18 protein-coding genes are annotated in these 20,901 nt (G+C 71.6%); 7 read left to right on the forward strand and 11 right to left on the reverse strand.

Features of this window, described 5'->3' with window-relative positions; genetic code table 11:
* Nucleotides 1-17 precede the first annotated feature (17 nt).
* From ACIBI4_RS13765 to ACIBI4_RS13785, 5 genes are all read right to left on the reverse strand, one after another.
* A complete protein-coding gene (locus ACIBI4_RS13765; RefSeq protein WP_399203989.1) occupies nt 18-290 on the reverse strand; it encodes a hypothetical protein in 273 nt (90 codons plus the stop codon).
* Nucleotides 291-524: 234 nt separating this feature from the next.
* Complete coding sequence (locus ACIBI4_RS13770) at nt 525-2,525, reverse strand: fructose-specific PTS transporter subunit EIIC (RefSeq protein ID WP_399203990.1); 2,001 nt, start codon at nt 2,523-2,525, stop codon at nt 525-527.
* 85 nt (nt 2,526-2,610) lie between these two features.
* Nucleotides 2,611-3,558: a 1-phosphofructokinase gene (gene pfkB, locus ACIBI4_RS13775; RefSeq protein ID WP_399203991.1), complete on the reverse strand. Its 948-nt coding sequence runs from the start codon at nt 3,556-3,558 to the stop codon at nt 2,611-2,613.
* Between the two features lie 68 nt (nt 3,559-3,626).
* The gene (locus ACIBI4_RS13780) at nt 3,627-4,388 is read right to left on the reverse strand and encodes a DeoR/GlpR family DNA-binding transcription regulator (protein ID WP_399203992.1); all 762 of its coding nucleotides are present in this window, start codon (nt 4,386-4,388) and stop codon (nt 3,627-3,629) included.
* A gap of 311 nt (nt 4,389-4,699) precedes the next feature.
* Nucleotides 4,700-6,238, reverse strand: a complete 1,539-nt coding sequence (locus ACIBI4_RS13785) for an MFS transporter (RefSeq protein WP_399204309.1) — start codon at nt 6,236-6,238, stop codon at nt 4,700-4,702.
* A 116-nt stretch (nt 6,239-6,354) separates the two neighbouring features.
* On the opposite strand from ACIBI4_RS13785, the gene ACIBI4_RS13790 reads away from it, so the two are divergent.
* Together ACIBI4_RS13790 and ACIBI4_RS13795 are read left to right on the forward strand one after the other, a co-directional pair.
* On the forward strand, nt 6,355-7,341 hold the full coding sequence (locus ACIBI4_RS13790; RefSeq protein ID WP_399203993.1) for a helix-turn-helix transcriptional regulator: 987 nt from the start codon (nt 6,355-6,357) through the stop codon (nt 7,339-7,341).
* 96 nt (nt 7,342-7,437) lie between these two features.
* Nucleotides 7,438-8,370 (forward strand): DUF4436 family protein, encoded by a 933-nt coding sequence (locus ACIBI4_RS13795; RefSeq protein ID WP_399203994.1) that lies wholly within the window; start codon nt 7,438-7,440, stop codon nt 8,368-8,370.
* A gap of 96 nt (nt 8,371-8,466) precedes the next feature.
* Here ACIBI4_RS13795 and ACIBI4_RS13800 read toward each other — a convergent pair whose 3' ends face one another.
* Nucleotides 8,467-9,474, reverse strand: a complete 1,008-nt coding sequence (locus tag ACIBI4_RS13800) for an RNA polymerase sigma factor RpoD/SigA (RefSeq protein WP_399203995.1) — start codon at nt 9,472-9,474, stop codon at nt 8,467-8,469.
* A gap of 562 nt (nt 9,475-10,036) precedes the next feature.
* On the opposite strand from ACIBI4_RS13800, the gene ACIBI4_RS13805 reads away from it, so the two are divergent.
* On the forward strand, nt 10,037-11,071 hold the full coding sequence (locus ACIBI4_RS13805; RefSeq protein ID WP_399203996.1) for a questin oxidase family protein: 1,035 nt from the start codon (nt 10,037-10,039) through the stop codon (nt 11,069-11,071).
* Between the two features lie 21 nt (nt 11,072-11,092).
* Here the strand turns inward: ACIBI4_RS13805 and ACIBI4_RS13810 are convergent, their stop codons facing one another.
* A complete protein-coding gene (locus tag ACIBI4_RS13810) occupies nt 11,093-11,878 on the reverse strand; it encodes a dioxygenase (RefSeq protein ID WP_399203998.1) in 786 nt (261 codons plus the stop codon).
* 109 nt (nt 11,879-11,987) lie between these two features.
* Between ACIBI4_RS13810 and ACIBI4_RS13815 the strand changes: the two genes are divergently transcribed.
* A complete protein-coding gene (locus ACIBI4_RS13815; protein ID WP_399203999.1) occupies nt 11,988-12,515 on the forward strand; it encodes a MarR family winged helix-turn-helix transcriptional regulator in 528 nt (175 codons plus the stop codon).
* Between the two features lie 24 nt (nt 12,516-12,539).
* Here the strand turns inward: ACIBI4_RS13815 and ACIBI4_RS13820 are convergent, their stop codons facing one another.
* On the reverse strand, nt 12,540-14,075 hold the full coding sequence (locus ACIBI4_RS13820) for an MFS transporter (RefSeq protein ID WP_399204000.1): 1,536 nt from the start codon (nt 14,073-14,075) through the stop codon (nt 12,540-12,542).
* A 126-nt stretch (nt 14,076-14,201) separates the two neighbouring features.
* Complete coding sequence (locus tag ACIBI4_RS13825) at nt 14,202-14,855, reverse strand: TetR/AcrR family transcriptional regulator (RefSeq protein WP_399204001.1); 654 nt, start codon at nt 14,853-14,855, stop codon at nt 14,202-14,204.
* Between the two features lie 316 nt (nt 14,856-15,171).
* On the opposite strand from ACIBI4_RS13825, the gene ACIBI4_RS13830 reads away from it, so the two are divergent.
* Entirely contained in the window at nt 15,172-16,452 is a 1,281-nt protein-coding gene (locus tag ACIBI4_RS13830; protein WP_399204002.1) for a M6 family metalloprotease domain-containing protein, read from the forward strand.
* Nucleotides 16,453-16,517: 65 nt separating this feature from the next.
* A complete protein-coding gene (locus tag ACIBI4_RS13835) occupies nt 16,518-16,985 on the forward strand; it encodes a pyridoxamine 5'-phosphate oxidase (RefSeq protein WP_399204003.1) in 468 nt (155 codons plus the stop codon).
* Between the two features lie 15 nt (nt 16,986-17,000).
* Here ACIBI4_RS13835 and ACIBI4_RS13840 read toward each other — a convergent pair whose 3' ends face one another.
* Nucleotides 17,001-18,626 carry an acyl-CoA dehydrogenase family protein gene (locus tag ACIBI4_RS13840; RefSeq protein ID WP_399204004.1) on the reverse strand — a complete coding sequence of 542 codons (1,626 nt, stop codon included), beginning with the start codon at nt 18,624-18,626 and terminating at the stop codon, nt 17,001-17,003.
* A 71-nt stretch (nt 18,627-18,697) separates the two neighbouring features.
* Nucleotides 18,698-19,306 (reverse strand): TetR/AcrR family transcriptional regulator, encoded by a 609-nt coding sequence (locus ACIBI4_RS13845; protein WP_399204005.1) that lies wholly within the window; start codon nt 19,304-19,306, stop codon nt 18,698-18,700.
* Between the two features lie 55 nt (nt 19,307-19,361).
* Between ACIBI4_RS13845 and ACIBI4_RS13850 the strand changes: the two genes are divergently transcribed.
* Nucleotides 19,362-20,900, forward strand: a complete 1,539-nt coding sequence (locus ACIBI4_RS13850; protein ID WP_399204006.1) for a class I adenylate-forming enzyme family protein — start codon at nt 19,362-19,364, stop codon at nt 20,898-20,900.
* Nucleotide 20,901 lies beyond the last annotated feature (1 nt).

Below are 20,901 nucleotides of genomic sequence, written 5' to 3' on the forward strand. Positions count from 1 at the left end.
GGGCCGTACGGGCCGCGTCAGCGCTTGTCGGACAGGCCGCGCACCAGACCGGCGAAGGCCTCGTGCTCCTCGGCCGTCAGCTCCACGCGCTCGACCGGGTGCGGCACCGACTGCCGCGGGATGCCGTCGAGATGGGCCTGCAGCGTGCCCGCACGCCGGGCCTCGCGCCACGCCGCGATCTCGAAGCGGTCGCGCCGGAGGAGACGGGCCAGGCCGGCCACCCAGGCGACGGTGGCGACGAACAGCACTGCCAGGCCGATCTGCTGGACTATCGAGATCTGATCGAACATGCGGGCCAGTGAACCTCACGAACGGGCCTTAGGACAGGCCCCGAAAGGGACTTTGGTCCCGAAGTGACGTATCTCGCAGCGTTTCTGCAGCGGGCCCGCGAACCGGACATAAGAAGCGGGCCTACGGAACGGGCCTACGAAGCGGGCGCAGGACGCGGTGAATCGGGCACAAGGGTGCGGGCATACGGAAGGCCCCGGACTTCCTCGCGGGAATCCGGGGCCTTGCGCGCAGCCTCAGGCCGCGACCGTCTCCTTGACGGCCACCGACGCGGGCTCGGCCGTGACCTCGGGGGCGGTCGCCCGGCCGGGAACGGCCGAGGGGGTCGTCTTGCGCATCCCCTTGAGCACGATCACGAGCGCGGCCGACACACACGTACCGGCGAGGACCGCCACGAGGTAGAGCAGCGGCTGCCCGATCAGCGGCACCACGAAGACACCGCCGTGCGGGGCCTGCAGCGTCGCCCCGAAGCCCATCGACAGCGCTCCGGTGACGGCACCGCCGGCCATCGAGGCCGGAATGACCCGGAGCGGGTCGGCCGCCGCGAACGGGATCGCGCCTTCGGTGATGAAGGAGGCCCCGAGCACCCAGGCCGCCTTCCCGTTCTCCCGCTCGGCCTTCGTGAAGAGCTTGCCGCGCACCGTCGTGGCCAGCGCCATCGCGAGCGGCGGGACCATGCCGGCGGCCATGACCGCGGCCATCACCTTGAGGTTGCCGTCCGTTGCGTCGGCGCCGAGGCCGCCTACCGCGAAGGCGTAGGCCACCTTGTTGAGAGGACCTCCCAGGTCGAAGCACATCATCAGGCCGAGGATGACGCCCAGGATGATCGCGTTGGAGCCGTCGAGGGACTCCAGCCAGTTCGTGAGGCCGCTCTGCAGCGAGGCGATCGGCTCGCCGACCACCAGGAACATCAGGAAGCCGACCACCGCGGAGGAGATCAGCGGGATCACGACCACCGGCATGATGCCGCGCAATACGGCAGGAATACGGACCTTCTGGATCGCCATGACCGTGGCGCCTGCGATCAGACCGGCCGCGAGACCGCCGAGGAAACCGGCGTTGATGGTCACGGCCACCGCGCCGCCGACGAAACCGGGCACGAGACCGGGCCGGTCCGCCATGCCGTACGCGATGTAACCGGCGAGCACCGGGACGAGGAAGCCGAATGCGAGTCCGCCGACCTGGAAGAACAGCGCGGCCCAGCTGGCGGCCTCGGTCCATACGAAGTGGTCGACGACGGACTTCGCGGTGTTGATCTCGTAGCCGCCGATCGCGAAGCCGAGCGCGATGAGCAGACCGCCGGCCGCGACGAACGGGACCATGTAACTGACGCCGGACATCAACCACTTGCGCAGCTTGGTGCCGTAACCGTCGCCCTCGTCACCGGCCGCCTCGACGGGCGTCGCCTTGGTGGACACCTCGCCGCGCGCGGCCTTCTCGCGGACCTCGGCGATCAGTTCGGCGGGGCGGTTGATTCCCGCCTTCACGCCGACGTCGACGGTGGGCTTCCCGGTGAAGCGGTCCTTGTCGCGTACCGGGACGTCGTGCGCGAAGATCACCGCGTCCGCGGCCGCGATCACGGCCGGGTCGAGCCGGGTGAAGCCCGCGGACCCCTGCGTCTCGACGACGAGCTCGACACCCGCCTCACGTCCCGCGTTCTCCAGGGACTCGGCGGCCATGTAGGTGTGGGCGATGCCGGTGGGGCAGGAGGTGACGGCCACGATCCGGAAGGCCCCGGCGGGCTCGGACTCCTGCCCGGACGGTCCGGACGCCGACGGCGCCTCATCCGCTACGGGAGCCTCGCCCCGTATCAGCGCGGCCGCCGCACCCGCGTCCCCGGCCGCCCGCAGCGCCGCCGTGAACCCGGCGTCCATCAGCTGACGAGCGAGCGAGGACAGGATGGTGAGGTGGTCCTCGTCGGCTCCCGCGGGTGCCGCGATCAGGAAGACCAGGTCGGCGGGCCCGTCGGGCGCGCCGAAGTCGATGCCCCGCGCGGACCGGCCGAAGGCCAGCGTGGGCGCGGTGACATGGGCGCTGCGGCAGTGCGGGATGCCGATACCGCCGTCGAGCCCGGTCGGCATCTGCGCCTCGCGTGCGGCGACATCGGCGAGGAACCCGTCGAGGTCGGTGACCCGGCCGAGAGCCACCATGCGCTCGGCGAGTGACCGCGCCGCGGCTTCCTTGGTCTCGGCGGACAGGTCGAGATCGACAAGTTCCGCGGTGATCATCTCGCTCATCGCGGGCTCCTTTGCTCGCATATGGGGGACGGGGAGAGGGCGGGGACGGGAACGGTGATGGGGACGGGGGCGTGGGCGCGGGTGCTCATACGGCGGGCTCCGTCAGGGCGCGGTCCAGGGGAACCTCGGCCGTGAGCCGAACCGCCGCCAGGTCCACATCCCCCGGCGTCGGCATCGCGCTCCCCGGCAGCTGGACCGCCGCCGCCCCGTGGGCGGCCGCGGAGGCGAGGGCCTCGGGGCCCGTGCCGCCGGCGATCAGGAAGCCCGCGAGGGAGGCGTCGCCCGCGCCGACGTTGCTGCGGACCGTCTCGACGGGGGCGCTCGCGAAGTACGTTCCGCTGTCGGAGACGAGCAGCTGGCCGTCCGCGCCGAGCGAGGCGAGGACCGCGCGGGCGCCCAGCGCGCGCAGGTCCTCGGCGGCCTTCACGGCGTCGCCGACCGTGTGCAGCGGGCGGCCCACCGCTTCGGCGAGTTCCTCGGCGTTCGGCTTGACCACGTCGGGCCGCTCGCTCAGTGCGGCGAGCAGCGCGGGCCCGGACGTGTCGAGGGCGATCCGGGCTCCGGCGGCGTGCGCCCGCGCCACCAGGTCCGCGTACCAGGAGGGTGCGAGTCCCCGCGGGAGGCTGCCGCAGCAGGCGATCCACGAGGCGCCGGCGGATTCCGCGCGCACCGCGGCGAGCAGTGACTCGGCCTCGGCGGCGGTGAGTTCGGGCCCGGCCGCGTTGATCTTCGTGAGGGTGCCGTCGGGTTCGGCGAGCGCGATGTTGGACCGGGTCGCGCCCGCCACGGCGACCGGCGCGACCTCGATGCCCTGCTCGCCGAGGAGTTCGGCGACCAGCGCGCCGGGCGCCCCGCCGAGCGGCAGCACGGCGACGGTGCGCCGGCCGGCCGCGGCCACGGCGCGCGAGACGTTGACGCCCTTGCCGCCCGGGTCCATCCGGTCGCCAAAGGCCCGGTTGACCTCGCCGCGTTCCAGGGCGGGCACTTCGTAGGTGCGGTCGAGGGAGGGATTGGGGGTGACGGTGAGGATCATGCGTACCGCTGCTTCCGGGTGGTTCAAGGGAGTACGTGTGGGGGGGTGCCCTCGGGGAGGGCTGCGGGTCAGACGCGGCGGACTGCGACGCCCGCCTTCTCGAGGGCCGCGGTGTCGGTGTCGGAGAGGCCGGTGTCGGTGATGAGCAGATCCACGTCGGTCAGATCGCCGAAGCGGGCGAAGTGCTCCGCGCCGGACTTCGCGGAGTCCGCGAGCAGCACCACGCGCCGGGCCGCGGCGACGGCCGCGCGCTTGACGGCGGCCTCGGCGAGGTCGGGGGTGGTGAGGCCGTGCGCGGCGGAGAAGCCGTTGGCGGCGAGGAAGAGGACGTCGGCGCGGACCTCGCCGTAGGCCCGCAGTGCCCAGGCGTCGACGGCGGCGCGCGTACGGTGGCGGACCCGGCCGCCGATGAGGTGCAGCTGGATGCCGGGGTGGTCGGCGAGGCGGGCCGCGGTGGGCAGCGAGTGCGTGACGACCGTGAGCGCGGATTCGAGGGGCAGGCCCGCGGCGAGCCGGGCCACCGTCGAGCCGGCGTCGAGGATCACGCTGCCGTCGGCGGGGAGTTCGGCGAGGGCGGCGCGCGCGATGCGGTCCTTCTCGTCGGCGGCGGTGGACTCGCGTTCGGCGAGGTCCGGCTCGAAGTCGAGGCGTCCTGCCGGTATGGCGCCGCCGTGGACGCGGCGGACGAGGCCGGCCCGGTCGAGTGCCTTCAGGTCGCGGCGGACGGTCTCGGCGGTGACCTGGAATTCCTCGGCGAGCGAGAGTACGTCGACGCGGCCGCTCTCGCGGGCGATCCGCAGGATCTCCTGCTGGCGCTCGGGTGCGTACATGTTTCTTTGGCTCCGCTTCGTGCCCGGATCTGTTGGTTCTCCGCCAGCGTACGACTGGATGACGGGTAAGTAAACGCACTCGGGCCCTATTCGGGCAGAAACGGGCTTTGGGCCCGGTGGGTGGGTGACTTTTTCCCCCACCCCGCCCCTTCCCGACTGCACCCGTCTAGCGGCTCCGCCGCGTGGGGGGCTCCGCCCCGGACCCCCGCATCCGAACTTCGTTCGGATCGCCTCAAACGCCGGCGGGGCTGGATATGCAAAGCGCCTCCGCACCACAAACGGTGCGGAGGCGCCTAGGCAGACCTACGGAATCAGTGCACCAGCACCGGCTCCTCGTCGTCGTCCGAGGACTTGCCCACGGGCGCGGCCGCGTTCGAGGACTCGCTGGAGGGCTCGTCCGTGTCGCCGCCCTCCAGGTGCTGCTTCGGCTTCTTCGGGAGCGCGAACATCACCAGGAAGATGCCGGCGAGGACCGCGGCCACGTACCGGAGCGCGTACTGGAAGGCCTCGACGATCTCCGGGGCCATCTGCTGCGGGGTCGCGTTGTCCGAGAGCTGCCCGAAGAAGACCACCGAGACGAGGCCGAGGCCCAGCGCGTTGCCCATCTGCATCGTCGTGTTGATCAGGCCCGAGGCCGAACCGGCGTGCTCGCGAGGCACCTCGGACAGGACCGCGTCGGTCAGCGGCGCCACGATCAGGCCCATGCCGATGCCCATCACGACCAGCGGGAGTGCCATCTGCCAGGCGGTGATGGTCATCCCGTAGCGGTCGGCCTCCCAGATGTAGAGGAGGACACCCGCCGCCATCGTCAGGGCGCCGGTCTGCAGGACCTTGCGGCCGAAGCGCGGGACCAGCTGCTGCACGGAGATACCGGCCGCGGCGGAGACCGCGATCGAGAACGGGATGCCTGTCAGACCGGCCTTGAGGACGCTCCAGCCCAGACCCGTCTGCATGTAGAGGGTCCACACCAGGAAGAAGATGCCCATGACGAGACCGAAGGTCAGCTGCACCGCGATACCGGCGGCGAAGCTCTTCACCTTGAACAGCGGCAGCTCGATCAGCGGCGAGCCGTCCTTCTTCGCCTTGAAGCGCTCGTACGCGACGAGGAGACCGAAGACCGGGAGCGAGCCCGCCATCATCAGGTGGCCCCACAGCGGCCAGTCCAGCTCGTGCCCGCGGGTCAGCGGGTAGATCAGCATCAGGAGCGCGGCGACGACGAGGACGACACCGACGAGGTCGAGCTTCAGCGCCTTGGGCGCCTTGGACTCGCTGATGAACTTGCGGCCGAGGATCAGGGCGGCGATGCCGACCGGCAGGTTGATCAGGAAGATCGGGCGCCATTCCAGACCGAAAAGGTTCCACTCGGTGAGCAGCGCACCGAGCAGCGGCCCTGTCACCGCGCCGAGTCCGACGATCGCGCCGAACAGCCCGAAGACCTTGCCGCGCTCGTGCGCCGGGAACGTGGCGTGCACGATCGAGAGGACCTGCGGCACCATCAGCGCCGCGGTCGCACCCTGCAGGAACCGCGAGGCGACCAGCATGTCCGGGTTGGCGGCGAAGCCGCAGAGCGCGGAGGCGAGCGTGAAGCCCGCGATGCCGATCAGGAAGAGCCGCTTGCGGCCGTAGATGTCACCGAGGCGGCCGCCGGTGATGAGGCCGGCCGCGAAGGCCAGCGCGTACCCCGCGGTGATCCACTGGATCTGGCTGTCGGACGCGCCTTCGTCGGCCTTGATGGTGGGAATCGCCACATTGACGATGGTCACGTCGACGAGGTCCATGAAGGACGCCGTCATCACGATGGCGAGCGCGATCCAGCGCCGCCGGTCCCCCGCGTCCGCGCCCTGGCCCATGTCCTGGCCCACGTCCTGGGCTATGCCCTGCGCGCTGCTGCTTGTCTTCTTCATAAGGAGTACGTTAGACGTCATGTAGGACAGTTCACGACCTAATTGCGGGGCACGCTCGAAACATGACGACAGACACTCCCGCACGACTGCTGCAGCTTCTGTCGCTCCTGCAGACGCCACGTGAGTGGCCGGGCAGCGAGCTCGCCGATCGCCTCCAGGTCTCGCGGCGCACGGTCCGCCGCGATGTGGACCGGCTGCGCGATCTCGGCTATCCGGTGCAGGCGACGATGGGGGCCGATGGAGGCTATCGCCTCGTCGCGGGCAAGGCGCTGCCGCCCCTCGTCCTCGACGACGAGGAGGCCGTGGCCATCGCGGTGGGCCTGCGCGCGGGCGCGGGCCATGCGGTGGAGGGCATCGAGGAGGCCTCGGTGCGCGCCCTCGCCAAGCTCGAACAGGTCCTGCCCTCGCGGCTGCGCCACCGCGTCAGCACCCTCCAGTCCGCGACGAGTTCCCTGGTGTACGGGGACGGCGGCGACGGCGCGGTCATCGCGCCCGAGACGCTGACGGTGCTCGCCGCGGCGACCTCGGGCCATGAGCGGCTGCGTTTCTCGTACGAGGCCGGGGACGGTGCGCGCACCCGCCGGCTGACCGAGCCGTACCGCCTGGTGGCGACGGGCCGCCGCTGGTACCTGGTGGCGTACGACCTGGACCGGGACGACTGGCGGACGTTCCGGGTGGACCGGGTCGCCGATCCGTTCGCGACGGGGGCGCGGTTCGCGCCGCGCGAGGTGCCGACCGGGGACGCGGCGGAGTTCATGCGGGCGACGGTGTGGCGCGGTGCGCCGGAGCTCGCGATCGATGTGACCTTCCATGCGCCGGCCGCCGATCTCGCGCGCCGGCTGCCGCCGTCCTTCGGGACGCCCGAGCCGTGCGGGGACTCCCCGGACGGCGACAGCTGCCGGCTGCGGACGACCATCACCGACTCCCTCGAGTGGGTGGCGATACGGCTCGCGCTGAGCGGGGTGGACTTCACGGTGCACGGCCCTGCCGAACTGGCCGAGCACATCGGCCGGTTGGGCAGCAGGCTGACGCGGGCGGCCACCCCGTAGCCGTACAGGACACTGCGGACACACCGGCTCCTCGGCCGCACCCGGTCCGGACGGCGGCGCCGCGCTCACCGCGCGGATCCGCCGTACCGTGGGCATATGCGCACAGAGCGTGACGAACCACCCCCCGGCGGGCTGCGGGCCCGGGCGCGGGCCGCGCAGGCCCGGGCCCGCACGGTGCGTCATGTGATCGTCTTCGTGCTGGCCCTGGTCGCCGCCGCGACCGGGATCCTTCTCTACTTCGACGAGCGCGACACCCGTCAGCGCGTCCACTACGCGGGGGCCGCGTCCCCCGACGACGGGGTGCTCATCAAGGCGGAGCTGCAGAAGGTGGACCCGGTGGCGCAGAATCTGACGCTCCGGGTGGACGCGTATCCGCAGGGCCGCCTCCAGGACGCCGCCGACGCGTTCACCCCGTCCCAGGACTTCACCGTCTACACCTCCTCGCTGCTGCGCGGAAAGATGCACTTCAAGGCGGGTGAGCGGGTGACGACGCAGGAGGTGGCCGTCGCGCTCGACGACGGGACGGTCACCAACTATCCGTTCGACCGCTATGCGGCGGACGTCGGGTTCAGCGCGGTCAGCGAGGACAAGCAGCTGGCGGTGCGCCTGGAGTTCCAGGACACGGACCCGTTCTTCTCGCCCCGGGTGGGGGACCCGTCGACGGACAGCCAGGTCGCCGCGCTCGATCTGGACGTACGGCGCTCGCGCTCCACGTTCATCCTGGCCTGGCTGATGATGTTCATCATGTGGGGCCTGGCGCTCGCGGTACTCGCGGCGACCTGGTTCGTGATCGACCACCGCAAGGGCCTGGTGTGGGCGGCGATGAGCTGGATGGCGGCGACCCTCTTCGCACTGGCCGGCTTCCGCAACGCGGCCCCGGGCACCCCGCCGTTCGGCTCCCTCATCGACTACGCGGCGTTCCTGTGGGCGGAGGGCGTCATCGCGCTGTGCCTGGTGGCGGTGACGGCGTACGGGATCCGGGTGGAGAAGGCACAGATCGCGGAGGCGGAGGGGCCCCCGCCGACGTGACGAACCCCCGACGCCAGGGGGGGTGGGCGCCAGGGGTTCGGTTCTGGGGCGGCCGCGTGGGCCGCTTCGGGTGAGCGGCCAGGAGGCCGCTCGGGGTCAGGCCGCCGCGTCGAAGCCGGTGTCGCGGGCGAGCTTCTTCAGTTCGAGCAGGGCGTGCTTCTCGATCTGGCGGATCCGCTCGCGGGTCAGCCCGTGCTCCTTGCCGACCTCGGTCAGGGTGCGCTCGCGGCCGTCCTCGATGCCGTACCGCATCTTGATGATGGACGCGGTGCGCTGGTCGAGCCGGCCGATCAGACCGTCGAGCTCCTCGCTGCGCAGCAGCGTCAGCACCGACTGCTCGGGCGAGACGGCGGAGGTGTCCTCCAGGAGGTCACCGAACTGGGTGTCCCCGTCGTCGTCCACCGACATGTTCAGCGAGACCGGGTCGCGGGCCCAGTCGAGGACGTCCCCGACGCGCTCCGGGGTGGAGCCCAGCTCGGCGGCGATCTCGGTGTGCTCCGGGTCGCGGCCGTGCTCGCGGTTGAACTCCCGCTGCACCCGGCGGATCCGGCCGAGCTCCTCGACGAGGTGCACGGGCAGCCGGATCGTGCGCGACTGGTCCGCGATCGAGCGCGTGATGGCCTGACGGATCCACCACGTGGCATACGTCGAGAACTTGAAGCCCTTGCGGTAGTCGAACTTCTCGACGGCGCGCACCAGGCCCGCGTTGCCCTCCTGGATCAGGTCGAGCAGCGGGAGGCCCGAGCGCGGGTAGCGGCGGGCGACCGCGACGACCAGACGGAGGTTGGAGCGGATGAAGATGTCCTTGGCGCGCTCGCTGTCGGCGATCAGCGCCTCGAGCTCCTCGCGCTGCGCGTCCTTGCCGGTGTCACTGGCCTGCTCCAGCGTCCCGTCGAGGATCTGCTGGGCATAGACGCCCGCCTCGATGATCTGCGAGAGCTCGACCTCCTTGGCGGCGTCGAGCAGCGGGGTGCGGGCTATCTCGTCCAGATACATGCCGACCAGGTCGCGGTCGGCGATTTCACCGGTTCCGACGCGAACACTGCTTGCCGCGTCGGTGTCGCCCTTGGCGGACTTACGACGGGCGACGGCACGGGTTGCCATGCGTGCTCCCTTGCGATGAGTGGGGCCTGCTGGTGGTCTTCGGGACTCCAGGGGCGGTGGCCGGGCGCTGCCTGCTCAGTAACGCTTGACTACCGCTTCCGAAGGAAACAACGACTGGAATCCGGACAGAATTCCCAAGCTGCCCAACGTTTTTCGTGATCTTGCAGTACCCTGTGCCGCCACACCACGGACCGACATCCTGTCGGTCCCACAGAGGTGCAGGTCAGGCCCGGTACGCCGGGTCGGCCCCGTCCCCTCCGGCGGCTTCTTCGGCGCCGGGGAAATGAGACGGGCGTCACACGTTCTGCCTGCTCCGCCGCCTGCGGCGGCCCGCTCCCCCCGCCGGGGAAGACGGCCGGGACCGCGTCCTGGTTGCCCCAAAGCTCCGAATCGGTGAACGGCCCGAACGCGCCAACAGTTCCCGTACGCCACGAGGGACCCGCCCGCCCACCGCGCCCCGCACCGACGCCCCACCCGCCTCAAGTCCTAGTCCCGACGCAGCCCCCGCCCTAGGTCCGCGGCCCGTTACGGCCGCGGGAGGTCCGGCCCTAGCGTCGGCCCCATGACAGACACGACGGGAATCCTGGACGAGGCGCTGGAGCGGCTGCACGCGAGCGGGCCGGAGCGGCTGGGGAGGCTGACCAATCACGCCCCGATGGCCGTCGAGGCACTCGCGGCGCACGGACTGTCGGGCGCCGTTCACCGCTGGCTCGACCTGTACGCACCCAAGCTGGAGGAGTTCCCCGCCCGGGTCTCGCCGGTCACCGACGCCGACTGGCGTACCGCACTGGGCGATCCGCGCCGGGCCGCCGACTGGATCGGCTACTTCGAGCGGCGCATGGCCGAGGCGGGCGATCCGGCGCAACCCTGGCGCGAGGTGCTCGCCGAGTGGTGGCCGCGGCTGCTGCCCGGCATGTACGGCGGCTCCACGCACCCGGTGATCCGCGTGGGTCATGCCGTGCGCACCCTGGAGGAGGGCGGGGTGACGGCGCCCCGCCTCGCGGAGCTCGCGCACGGCCTCGGCTACTGGGCCGCGCGCCACCACCCCGTCACCGGCATCACCCCGGTGCCGGGCGCCGAGAGCGCGGCCGACGCGCTGGACGCCGTACCGCCCATCCCGGACGGCGCGGACGGCGGCTTCCCCGCCCGCCTGGGCCGCGTCGCCCAACTCCCGGTCTGGGCCCCCTCGGTGGACGATCCCGAGGAGGCACGGCGCCGGCTGACCGAGCTGGTGCGGGCCGCCACGCACCGGTATGCCACGCACGGCCACGGCGAGGAGACGATGCTCGTGCACGCGGCGACAGCGCCCAACGCGGTGCTGCGCACGCTGCCCGCCCTGCCGCGCACCCTGTGGGTGCCGAGCCTGCACGCCGCATGGACGGCGTCCGCCGCGGTCACCGCGATGTACGCACCGGACGCCCCCGTCGCGTACGAGCCGCCGGGCTCCTTCACGGCCGAGGAGGTTCTGGAGCGGGCCCTGGCGCACGGCGACGAGCACGTCATCAAACTGACGGACACCGCACTGGACTTCGGCGACGAGCGCGCCCTCGCGGCGGCCCTGCGCGCGGTGGAACTCAGCGAGCCGCTGACCGCCTAGCCCTCTCGCCCCGGCCCGCCCTCACCCGAATTGCACGGACCTCTTGGCCAGCCCCATCCAGAACCCGTCGATCACCGACTGCTGCGTGTCCAGGTCGCCCGCCGCGTCCGCCGCTCCCATCGTCACGAACAGCGGCGCGAAGTGTTCCGTGCGCGGGTGGGCCAGGGCGCCGGACGGGGACTTGTGGAGGAAGTCGAGCAGCCCGTCCACGTCACCGGCCTCCAGGGCCTCGTGGCCCCACGCGTCGAACTCCGTGGACCAGGAGGGGATGCCGCTGTGCCGCAGCGCCGCGAGGTTGTGCGTGAAGAAGCCGCTGCCGACGATCAGCACGCCCTCGTCGCGCAGCGGCGCGAGCTTGCGTCCGATGTCCATGAGGTGGCCCGGGTCGAGGGTGGGCATGGAGATCTGCAGGACGGGGATGTCGGCGCCGGGGTACATCTCGACGAGCGGTACGTACGCGCCGTGGTCGAGCCCGCGGTCCTCGATGTCCTGCACGGGGGTGCCGGGTGCGCTCAGCAACTTGCGTACGGACTCGGCGAGTCCGGGCGCCCCGGGGGCCGCGTACTGCACCTGGTAGTAGTGCTCGGGGAAGCCCCAGAAGTCGTAGACGAGCGGGATCGTGGTGGTCGCGCCGAGGGCGAGCGGTGCCTCCTCCCAGTGCGCGGAGACCATGAGGATCGCCTTCGGGCGCGGCAGGTCCGCGGACCAGCCGGCGAGCTGGCCGGGCCAGAGCGCGTCGTCGGCGAGCGGCGGGGCGCCGTGCGAGAGGTAGAGCGCGGGCATGCGCTCGGTGGCGGTGGCATTCATGGCGACTCCCTCACCCGATCCTGATGCTTGAAACTTCAAGCACACATCGAACGTACTCCCCGACCGCTCTTTGTTCAACCTTCAAGTGAGCCGTACGTACAGTGGAGACATGGCGACCAGTGCAGACACGGCGGCGGCCACCGCGCCCGAGGACGGACCCCGCTGGCTCAGTGACGAGGAACAGCACGTCTGGCGCGCGTATCTGCACGCCACCATGCTTCTCGACGACCACCTCGACCGCCAGTTGCAGCGCGACGCCAAGCTGCCGCACCTCTATTACGCGCTGCTCGTCCAGCTCGACGAGGCCCCGCGCCGGCGGATGCGGATGACCGAGCTGGCCCGGCAGGCGAAGATCACCCGCTCCCGGCTCTCGCACGCCGTCGCGCGCCTGGAGAAGAACGGCTGGGTGCGCCGCGAGGACTGCCGCAGCGACAAGCGCGGCCAGAACGCGATCCTCACCGACGAGGGCGCCGAGGTCCTGCGCCGTGCGGCGCCCGGCCATGTCACCGCCGTACGCCAGGCGCTCTTCGACCGGCTCACCCCGGAACAGCAGAAGTCCCTCGGCGAGATCATGAAGATCGTCGCCGAGGGACTTCAGCCGTGCGAGGCGGGTGCGGATCTGCCCTGGTTGCGCTGACCCGCTACAGAGGTCCTACGAGGGTCAGTGCGCCATGACCGGGACCTGAAGGTCCTCGTCGGCGCCCTTGCCGCCGCCGGACGCGACGGGCTGGGAGGCGCTCGGCGCACCGGTGTTGATGAAGGTCAGCGCGATCGCCGCGGCGATCACCAGGATGCCGACGGCCCACCAGGTGGCGGTGGCGTAACCGTCCACCTGCGACTGCAGTGCGAGCAGCTTCTGGGCGGCCGGGGTGGTCGCGTCCGCCGCGTGCGCCGCCACGTAGGCCGTGGTGGCCGAGGCGGCGATGGTGTTGAGCAGCGCCGTACCGATCGCGCCGCCGACCTGCTGCGAGGTGTTCACCATCGCGGAGGCAACACCGGCGTCACGCGGCTCGACCCCGTGCGTGGCCAGGGACATGGCCGGCATGAACGCCGTACCCATACCGAGACCGAGCAGCACCAGCGCCGGCAGGACGATCGTGGCGTACGAGCCGCCGATCTCCATCCGGGTCAGGAAGAGCATGCCGACCGCGGCGACCAGGAAGCCGGGCCCCATGAGCAGGCGCGGTGCGACGCGGGTCATCAGGCGGGCGCCGATCTGCGTGGAGCCCGTGATCATGCCCGCGACCATCGGCAGGAAGGCGAGGCCGGTCTTGACCGGCGAGTAGCCCTGCACGACCTGCAGGTAGTAGGTGAGGAAGAGGAACGTGCCGAACATCGCGATGATCGCGAGACCCAGCGACAGGTAGACACCGCCGCGGTTGCGCTCGGTCAGGACGCGCAGCGGAAGCAGCGGGGCCTTGACCTTGGACTCGACGAGCAGGAACGCGGCGAGCAGCACGGCCGAGGCGACGAACATGCCGACCGTCAGGCCGTCCGACCAGCCCGCGGACTCGGCGCGGGTGAAGCCGTAGACGAGCGCGACGAGACCCAGGGTCGACAGGAGCACGCCCGGGATGTCGAGCGAAGAGCGGTTGCGGCCCTCGGCGGGCTCACGGATGACGAAGTACGCACCCGCGGCCGCGACGATCGCGAACGGGACGTTGACGAAGAAGGTCCAGCGCCAGTCCATGTACTCGGTGAGCAGACCGCCGAGGATGAAGCCCACGGCGCCACCGCCACCGGCGATCGCACCGTAGATGCCGAAGGCCTTGGCGCGCTCCTTGCCGTCGGTGAACATCACCGCGAGAAGGGAGAGCGCGGCGGGCGCGAGCAGTGCGCCGAAAACGCCCTGCAGGGCGCGGGCGCCGAGCATCATGGCCTCGCCGTTGGCCGCGCCGCCGAGCACGGAGGCCGCGGCGAATCCGACCAGGCCCACGAGGAAGGCGCGCTTGCGTCCCCACAGGTCGGCGATACGGCCGCCGAAGAGCAGCAGACCGCCGAAGGCCAGGGCGTAGGCGGTGATGACCCACTGACGGTTGCCGTCCGAGATCCCCAGGTCCACCTGGGCGGAGGGCAGTGCGATGTTCACGATCGTCGCGTCGAGCACGACCATGAGCTGGGCGAGCGCGATGAAGACAAGGGCCTTCCAGCGCTTCGGGTCGAGCCCGGTATCGGGCTTGAGGGCTGTTTCGGACATGGGGGTACCCACCTCGGTATGTCTTGAAATTTCGCGCGCGGGACAGCACACGGCGGCGCGCGATGAAGGAATCGGTGACGGGACGAGTGATAAGAGCGCTACTGCAAGGCTTGTGGGGCCGGTAGGTCAGGCCTTCCGGCGGAGGTCCTCCAACGTGGCCGCCGTTCCCGGGAGTTCGGATCGGGCCGGAGCCCGCAGACCGTCGAGGAACAGCTGCAGGTGGCGGTGGACGAACTGGTCGAAGTTCACACACCCGGTTCCCGGCAGGGGTCGGGTGAGCTGGGAGAGCGCGACCATCAGGTCACCGACGGCGACATCGGTGCGCAGTTGGCCCGCGGTGCGCGCCCGGTCCATGAGCCGGTCGACAAGGTCCTCCAGGTGCTCGCGCGACGCGTCGAGACCCGCGTGTTCCTTGTCGAAGTCACCGGCGAGCATCGGGCACAGGGCGCCGATCCGCTCGTCGGCGGCCGCGTGGACGAAGCGGCGCAGCGCCGCGAACGCGTCGTCCTCCTCGGTGAGGGCGCGCTCGGCCTGCTCCGCGATGTGGTCCATCACGTGGCAGACGACCTCGCGGACGAGCTCCGCGCGGTCGGCGAAGTGCCGGTACAGGGTGGCGTTGCCGACGCCGGCCCTGCGGGCGATCTCGTCGAACGGGACCTCGGGTCCGAACTCGACGAACATCTCCCGGGCCGCCACGATGATCCGCTCACGGTTGCGCAGGGCGTCGGCCCGCGGGCGCGGGGCGCGACGCGACCGTTCAGCGGTTGCTGCGGTGGCCATGAACCATCCTGCCTTCCGTACCGGACATCTGTCCACTTCTAATTTCCGGAGTGCTCCCGGGCGGCCGGCGAGCCGCCGCGAAACCCTTCCGGGGCTTCGGTCCACGGATCCGGGGAGTGGATCCCCGTTTCACGCGGACACAGGTCTAAACGGGGAGGCCCTCCCCACTTATTTCCCCGTTCGGATGTGACCTGGCTCACACCTTCCGAGGGCGAGAAACCCACGATCGGCGCACCCAGCGCGCGCGTGTCGCGCACCCGGCACAGGGTGATCGTCATGGACGCGGCTCCGTGCCGCCGGACCGGAAGGCCCTCGCATGCAGCTGTCCCGTCGCTGGATACGCAGGCCGCGCCGCAGCCTGCTGGCCGCCGCCGCGGCGCTCGTCCTCTCCCTCACCGCGACGGCCAGCACCGGACAGCTCCTCGCCCGTACGGGCAGCGCGGCGGGACCCGTGTCCGCCGCACGCGACTCCGCACTCGGCCCGTGCATGATCACCGGCTCGATGGGTGTCCAGATGTCCGAGGGCGTGCCCACGGCGGCCGGCTACTCCCGTTCCACGGGCACCATCCGCGCGCTCAACCTGATGGTCGACTTCCCCGACGCCCCCGGTGAGGGCGCGGCGCTCGACCGCTACGGCGAGTTCTTCCCGCAGACGCAGAAGTGGTTCGAGGCCAGTTCCTACGGGCGCCTCGACTACCGGCCGGACGCGCCCATAAAGGACTGGCTGCGGATGCCCCGCGGCTTCTCGGCGTACGGGATAGAGCGCGGCGCCCCGTTCGACCCCGGCTACCGGTCGCTGGTCGCGGACATCGTGCGGGCCGCCGACCCCGAGGTGGACTTCAAGGCGTACGACCTCGTGAACATCCTCGTCACCCCGAACGCCGGTCCGTCCGCGCTGGACACCGTGCTCTCCGTGACCTTCGCCGGCAACCACGAGGCGCCCATGGCCGACGGAGTGCCCATCTCCAACGCGTCGTTCGTCTACAGCCGTCAGGACGACGGCTCCGGCTCCTACGCGGAGACCGGCTACCGGGTGCTGCCCCACGAGAACGGCCATGTCTTCGGACTGCCCGACCTCTACACCGCCGACGGGGGCGGGGCCGTGGGGCACTGGGACATCATGAGCGAGGACTGGGGCGCCAACAACGACCTGCTCGGCTGGCACAAGTGGAAGCTGGGCTGGCTCGACGACAACCAGGTGCGGTGCGCGGCGGTCTCCGGGGTCTCCGAGCATCTCCTCGCGCCGCTGGCCTCGAGGAGCGACGGCACGAAGCTGACGTTCGTGCCGCTCAGTGAGCAGATGGGGTACGCGATCGAGGTCCGTACGCGCGAGGGCAACGACGAGGCCGTGTGCAAGCCGGGTGTGCTCGTCTATCGCGTCGACGCGGATGTGGACACGGGGCAGGGGCCGGTGACGGTCGCCGACTCGGAGCAGGATTCCGGGGGGTGCACGCGGCGGCCCAACGTGCATGCGGAGCTGTCCGATGCGCCCTATGCCGTCGGTGAGACGTTCGTGGACGGTGACCACGGTGTGCGGATATCGGTGGTGGGCGAGGAGGCCGACGGGCGGTTCAAGGTGCGGGTTCGGCGAGGGTGAGTGGTGGGTGCGGGTGCGTTGTCGGTGCGGGTGGCCGGCGCCTGTGGCGGGCTTAGGTTGAGTCAATGAGTCCCGCACTGCCCGGCCCCATCGTCCAGGCCCTCTCCGCGCACACCACCCTCAGCCTCGCCTACGTCGACGACGGAACCCCCCAGGCCTGCGCCGTCTTCTACGCGCCCTCCCCCTCCGGCACCCTGCTCTTCCTGAGCTCTCCGTCCACCGTGCACGGGGCGGCCCTCGCCGCCCAACAGCCCGCCGCACGCGTCGCGTTCACCGTGCAGCGGGATCAGCAGGAGTGGACGACGATCAGCGGGGTGCAGGGGCGCGGGTTCGTGCGGCGGGTTTCCGAGCAGGGGGAAGCCGCGGCACGGGAGGTCTACCTGCGCGCGTTCCCGTACGTCGCCGAGGACCCCCGCCTCGTGAAGGCGGTGGACTCGGCGGCGTGGTGGGAACTCGTTCCCGGATGGCTGCGGGTGATCGACAACTCCCGCGGGTTCGGGCACAAGGAGGAGTGGACCGCGCCCGCGGGGTGAGCTCACAACAGCTTCTCAGGCCGGGAGGCGGTCCAGGAGTGCGGTGAAGTCCGTGGCCGGGGAGAGCGTGCCGAAGGCGAAGCCGCCGTCGCCCGCCAGGCGCGAGGCGCAGAACGCGTCGGCGACCGCGGGCGGCGCGTGGCGGACCAGGAGCGAGGCCTGCAGGACGAGCGCCGCGCGTTCGACCACGCGGCGGGCCCGTACCTCGGCGTCCTCGGTCAGCGTCAACTGGCCCTGAAGCTCGGACCACGCCGCGTCCAGGCGGGCGTCCGCGCCGCGCGCCGCCTCGATCTCCGTACGGAAGGCCGCCAGGGACTCCGGCTCACGGGCCATCGCGCGCAGGAGGTCGAGGGCGTTGACGTTGCCCGAGCCCTCCCAGATGCCGTTGAGCGGCGCCTCGCGGTACAGGCGCGGCATCCCGGACGCCTCGTCGTAGCCGTTGCCGCCGAGGCACTCCAGGGCCTCCGCGACGATCGCGGGCTGCCGCTTGCAGACCCAGTACTTGCCGACCGCGGTGGCCAGACGCAGGAACGCCCGCTCCCCCGCGTCCCCGCGCTGCGCACGGTCCGCGGCGCCCGCCAGGCGCAGTCCGAGCGTGGTCGCCGCCTCGGATTCGAGCGCGAGGTCCGCCAGGACGTTGCGCATCAGCGGCTGGTCGATCAGCTTCGCGCCGAACACCGAGCGGTGCCGGGTGTGGTGTGCGGCCTGGGCGAGGGCCTCGCGGATGTGGCCCGCGGAGCCGAGGACGCAGTCGAGGCGCGTCATGGTGACCATGTCGATGATGGTGCGTACGCCTCGTCCCTCCTCCCCCACGAGCCAGGCCACGGTCTCGTCGAACTCGGGCTCGCTGGAGGCGTTCGAGCGGTTGCCGAGCTTGTCCTTGAGACGCTGGATGCGGAAGGTGTTGCGCGTGCCGTCGGGCAGGACGCGCGGGACGAGGAAGCAGGAGAGCCCGCCGGGCGCCTGGGCGAGGACCAGGAACAGGTCGTTCATGGGCGCGCTCGTGAACCACTTGTGACCGCGCAGCAGCCAGGTCCCGTCCGCCTGCTCGACCGCCGCCGTGGTGTTGGCGCGCACATCGGTGCCGCCCTGCTTCTCGGTCATGCCCATCCCGGCGAGCAGCCCCTGCTTGCCGGTGGGGGTGCGCAGCCCCGGGTCGTATGTGCGGCTGGTGAGCAACGGCTCGTAGACCGCGGCGAGTTCGGGCGCGCGGCGCAGTGCCGGGATGACGGCGTACGTCATCGAGACCGGGCACATGTGGCCCTGCTCCATCATCGTGGCGACCATGAAGGTGCCCGCGCGCGCCACATGCGCCCCGGTCCGTCCGTCGGCCCAGGCGGACCCGGCCGCGCCCGCGCCGACCGTCGTGGTCAGCAGCGCGTGGTACGCGGGGTGGAAGTCGACCTCGTCGATGCGGTGGCCGTAGCGGTCGTGGGTGCGCAGTTCGGGCTCATGCCGGTTGGCCTGGTCGGCCCAGGTGCGGGCCTCCTCGCCGCCGGTGACCTTGCCGAAGGCGAGCAGGTCCTCGACGTGCCACGCGGCGCCCTCGCGCCGTATGCCGTCGAGGAGCACGGCGTCGTCGGCCGGGTTGTGGCCGGTCAACGGCGGTGCCTGATTGGTGACTTCGTGCGTGGCGGGCATGAGGACTCCGTTTCCTGAGGGATGGACCGGCCGCCGGTCCGTGCGGTGGACCGGGTGGCCGGTCCGTGCGGTCAGTCGGTGGGTGCTCCGGCGCAGCGCAGTGCGGCGGCGGTGAGGTCGGCGAGCAGCGCGGGCGCGGCCTGGGCGTCGGGGGCGGCGAGCGGGTCGACGAGGACCTCGCCGATCGCGCCGGTGAGGGCGGCGGCGGTGATCTCCGCGTTCTGCGGCGGCAGTCGGCCGGCGCTCACCCCTTCCCGTACGACCTCGGCGAACAGCGCGCGGTAGCGGCGCCGGAAGTCGAGGCGCTCGGCGCCGACGGCCGCCTCGGCGGGCGCGGCGAGCAGCGCGTACGCGAGGCCGCGGCGCTCCAGGGCGCGGCGGGCGAAGACGTCGATGCCGCAGCGCAGCCGCTCGACGGGATCGCCGGGACCCTGCAGCACCTCCCCGAGCACCTCGACCTCGCGTCCGGCAGCACGCCGGAACACCTCGACGGCGAGCGCGGCCTTCGACGGGAAGTGCTGGTACACCGAGCCCGCCGCCATCCCGGCGGCGTCGGCGACGGCGCTCACGGACGCCTGCGCCCAGCCGACCTCGGCCACGACATCGGTGGCGCAGGCGACGAGACGGTCGCGGGCGGCTTCGAGGCGACTGATTTCGGCTGGGGTCTTGCGGTAGGCCATGAAAGAAGTGAACCATCATTCAGACCTTCCCGCCACGGTCGTACAGGAGAATGTGATGCACCTCAGCGCCCTGCTGGACAGCGCGGTCAGATCCGCCGGTGACAAGGACGCCGTGGTCTACGGCGCACAGCGCTGGACCTACCGCGAGTTCGCCGCGGCCGCCCGGCGCGCGGCGACCGTCCTGACCGAGGCCGGGCTGCGCCCCGGCGACCGCCTCGCCGTGATGACGTACAACACCCCCGCCTTCCTGCTCGCGGCGTTCGGCGCCTGGTACGCGGGGGCGACGCTGGTGCCGGTCAACCACAAGCTGCAGACCGGCGAGGTGGAGCGGCAGCTCAAGCACTGCGGTGCACGCCTCGCGCTCGTGGACGCGGAAATTGGCGAGCGGGCCACGGATGCCGAAGCCGAGGTGCGCTGGCTGGTCAGCCACCCCGACGCGGACGTACAGCCCGCGGACTCCTTCGAGGCCCTGGTCGCGGCGGCCGACCCGTGGAGCGGCACGCACGGACCGGACAGCGAGATCGCGCAGATCCTCTACACGTCCGGCACCTCGGGCACCCCCAAGGGCTGTGTGCACACGCACCGCGGGATCGCCCTGGCCGCCACGTACAGCGCGGCCGCCGTACCGCTGCAGCGCGACGAACGCTTCCTGATCTGCATGCCGATCTGGCACGCGTCCCCGCTCAACAACTGGACGCTCAGCACCCTGCTGCTCGGCGCGACCGTGGTGCTGCAGCGCGAGTACGAGCCGCGGCTGATGCTGGAGACGATCGAGCGCGAGCGGATCACCGCGCTGTTCGGCGCCCCGATCGCCCTGATCGCCCCGGTGCAGGCCGTCCCCGACTTCGCCTCCTTCGACCTCACGTCGGTGCGGGCCTGGATCTACGGGGCCGGGCCGCTGGACGCGGACACCGCGCGCCGTCTGATGAAGGCGTACGGGTCGGAGAACTTCCACCAGGTGTACGGGATGAGCGAGATGGGGCCCGTCGGCTCCTCGCTCACTCCGGCCGAACAGGTGGTGAAGGCCGGGTCGATCGGGCGCGGCGGGATGCCGGGCGTGGACCTGCGGGTCGTCCGCCCGGACGGCAGCGACGCGGCGGCCGGCGAGAGCGGTGAGATCTGGCTCAGCGCGGACACCCGCATGGTCGGCTACCTCGACGACGAGGCGGCCACGGCCGAGGTGTTCGCGGGCGAGTGGTACCGCAGCGGGGACGTGGGGCGGGTGGACGAGGACGGGTTCGTGACCATCGTCGACCGGATGAAGGACATGATCATCACCGGCGGCGAGAACGTCGCCTCCCAGGAGGTCGAGGGCGTACTGCGCGGACACCCCGACGTGCTCGACGTGGCCGTGGTGGGGCGGCCGCATCCGCAGTGGGGAGAGACGGTGGTGGCCTTCGTCGTGCCGCGCGCCGGGACGGCGCCCGGTCCCGACGAGATCCGGGAGTGGCTGGAGCCGCGCCTGGCCAAGTACAAGATCCCGCGGGAGCTGGTGCTGCGCGAGGCACTGCCCCGTACGCCCTCCGGGAAGATCACGAAGCATGTGCTGCGGGATGAACTGGCCGGTGCGGCACCGAGGGTGGGCGCCGCGTAGG

Source organism: Streptomyces sp. NPDC050418 (assembly GCF_044458745.1).
Lineage (GTDB): Bacteria > Actinomycetota > Actinomycetes > Streptomycetales > Streptomycetaceae > Streptomyces.

Bases quoted from the DNA above. Each gene is read 5' to 3' on its own strand.
- ACIBI4_RS13800 (WP_399203995.1), bottom strand. From the start codon at position 9,474: ATGGCAACCCGTGCCGTCGCCCGTCGTAAGTCCGCCAAGGGCGACACC.
- ACIBI4_RS13770 (WP_399203990.1), bottom strand. From the start codon at position 2,525: ATGAGCGAGATGATCACCGCGGAACTTGTCGATCTCGACCTGTCCGCC.
- ACIBI4_RS13795 (WP_399203994.1), top strand. From the start codon at position 7,438: ATGCGCACAGAGCGTGACGAACCACCCCCCGGCGGGCTGCGGGCCCGG.
- ACIBI4_RS13815 (WP_399203999.1), top strand. From the start codon at position 11,988: ATGGCGACCAGTGCAGACACGGCGGCGGCCACCGCGCCCGAGGACGGA.
- ACIBI4_RS13845 (WP_399204005.1), bottom strand. From the start codon at position 19,306: ATGGCCTACCGCAAGACCCCAGCCGAAATCAGTCGCCTCGAAGCCGCC.
- pfkB (WP_399203991.1), bottom strand. From the start codon at position 3,558: ATGATCCTCACCGTCACCCCCAATCCCTCCCTCGACCGCACCTACGAA.
- ACIBI4_RS13810 (WP_399203998.1), bottom strand. From the start codon at position 11,878: ATGAATGCCACCGCCACCGAGCGCATGCCCGCGCTCTACCTCTCGCAC.
- ACIBI4_RS13790 (WP_399203993.1), top strand. From the start codon at position 6,355: ATGACGACAGACACTCCCGCACGACTGCTGCAGCTTCTGTCGCTCCTG.
- ACIBI4_RS13830 (WP_399204002.1), top strand. From the start codon at position 15,172: ATGCAGCTGTCCCGTCGCTGGATACGCAGGCCGCGCCGCAGCCTGCTG.
- ACIBI4_RS13820 (WP_399204000.1), bottom strand. From the start codon at position 14,075: ATGTCCGAAACAGCCCTCAAGCCCGATACCGGGCTCGACCCGAAGCGC.
- ACIBI4_RS13780 (WP_399203992.1), bottom strand. From the start codon at position 4,388: ATGTACGCACCCGAGCGCCAGCAGGAGATCCTGCGGATCGCCCGCGAG.
- ACIBI4_RS13840 (WP_399204004.1), bottom strand. From the start codon at position 18,626: ATGCCCGCCACGCACGAAGTCACCAATCAGGCACCGCCGTTGACCGGC.
- ACIBI4_RS13825 (WP_399204001.1), bottom strand. From the start codon at position 14,855: ATGGCCACCGCAGCAACCGCTGAACGGTCGCGTCGCGCCCCGCGCCCG.
- ACIBI4_RS13785 (WP_399204309.1), bottom strand. From the start codon at position 6,238: ATGGGCCAGGGCGCGGACGCGGGGGACCGGCGGCGCTGGATCGCGCTC.
- ACIBI4_RS13835 (WP_399204003.1), top strand. From the start codon at position 16,518: ATGAGTCCCGCACTGCCCGGCCCCATCGTCCAGGCCCTCTCCGCGCAC.
- ACIBI4_RS13765 (WP_399203989.1), bottom strand. From the start codon at position 290: ATGTTCGATCAGATCTCGATAGTCCAGCAGATCGGCCTGGCAGTGCTG.
- ACIBI4_RS13805 (WP_399203996.1), top strand. From the start codon at position 10,037: ATGACAGACACGACGGGAATCCTGGACGAGGCGCTGGAGCGGCTGCAC.
- ACIBI4_RS13850 (WP_399204006.1), top strand. From the start codon at position 19,362: ATGCACCTCAGCGCCCTGCTGGACAGCGCGGTCAGATCCGCCGGTGAC.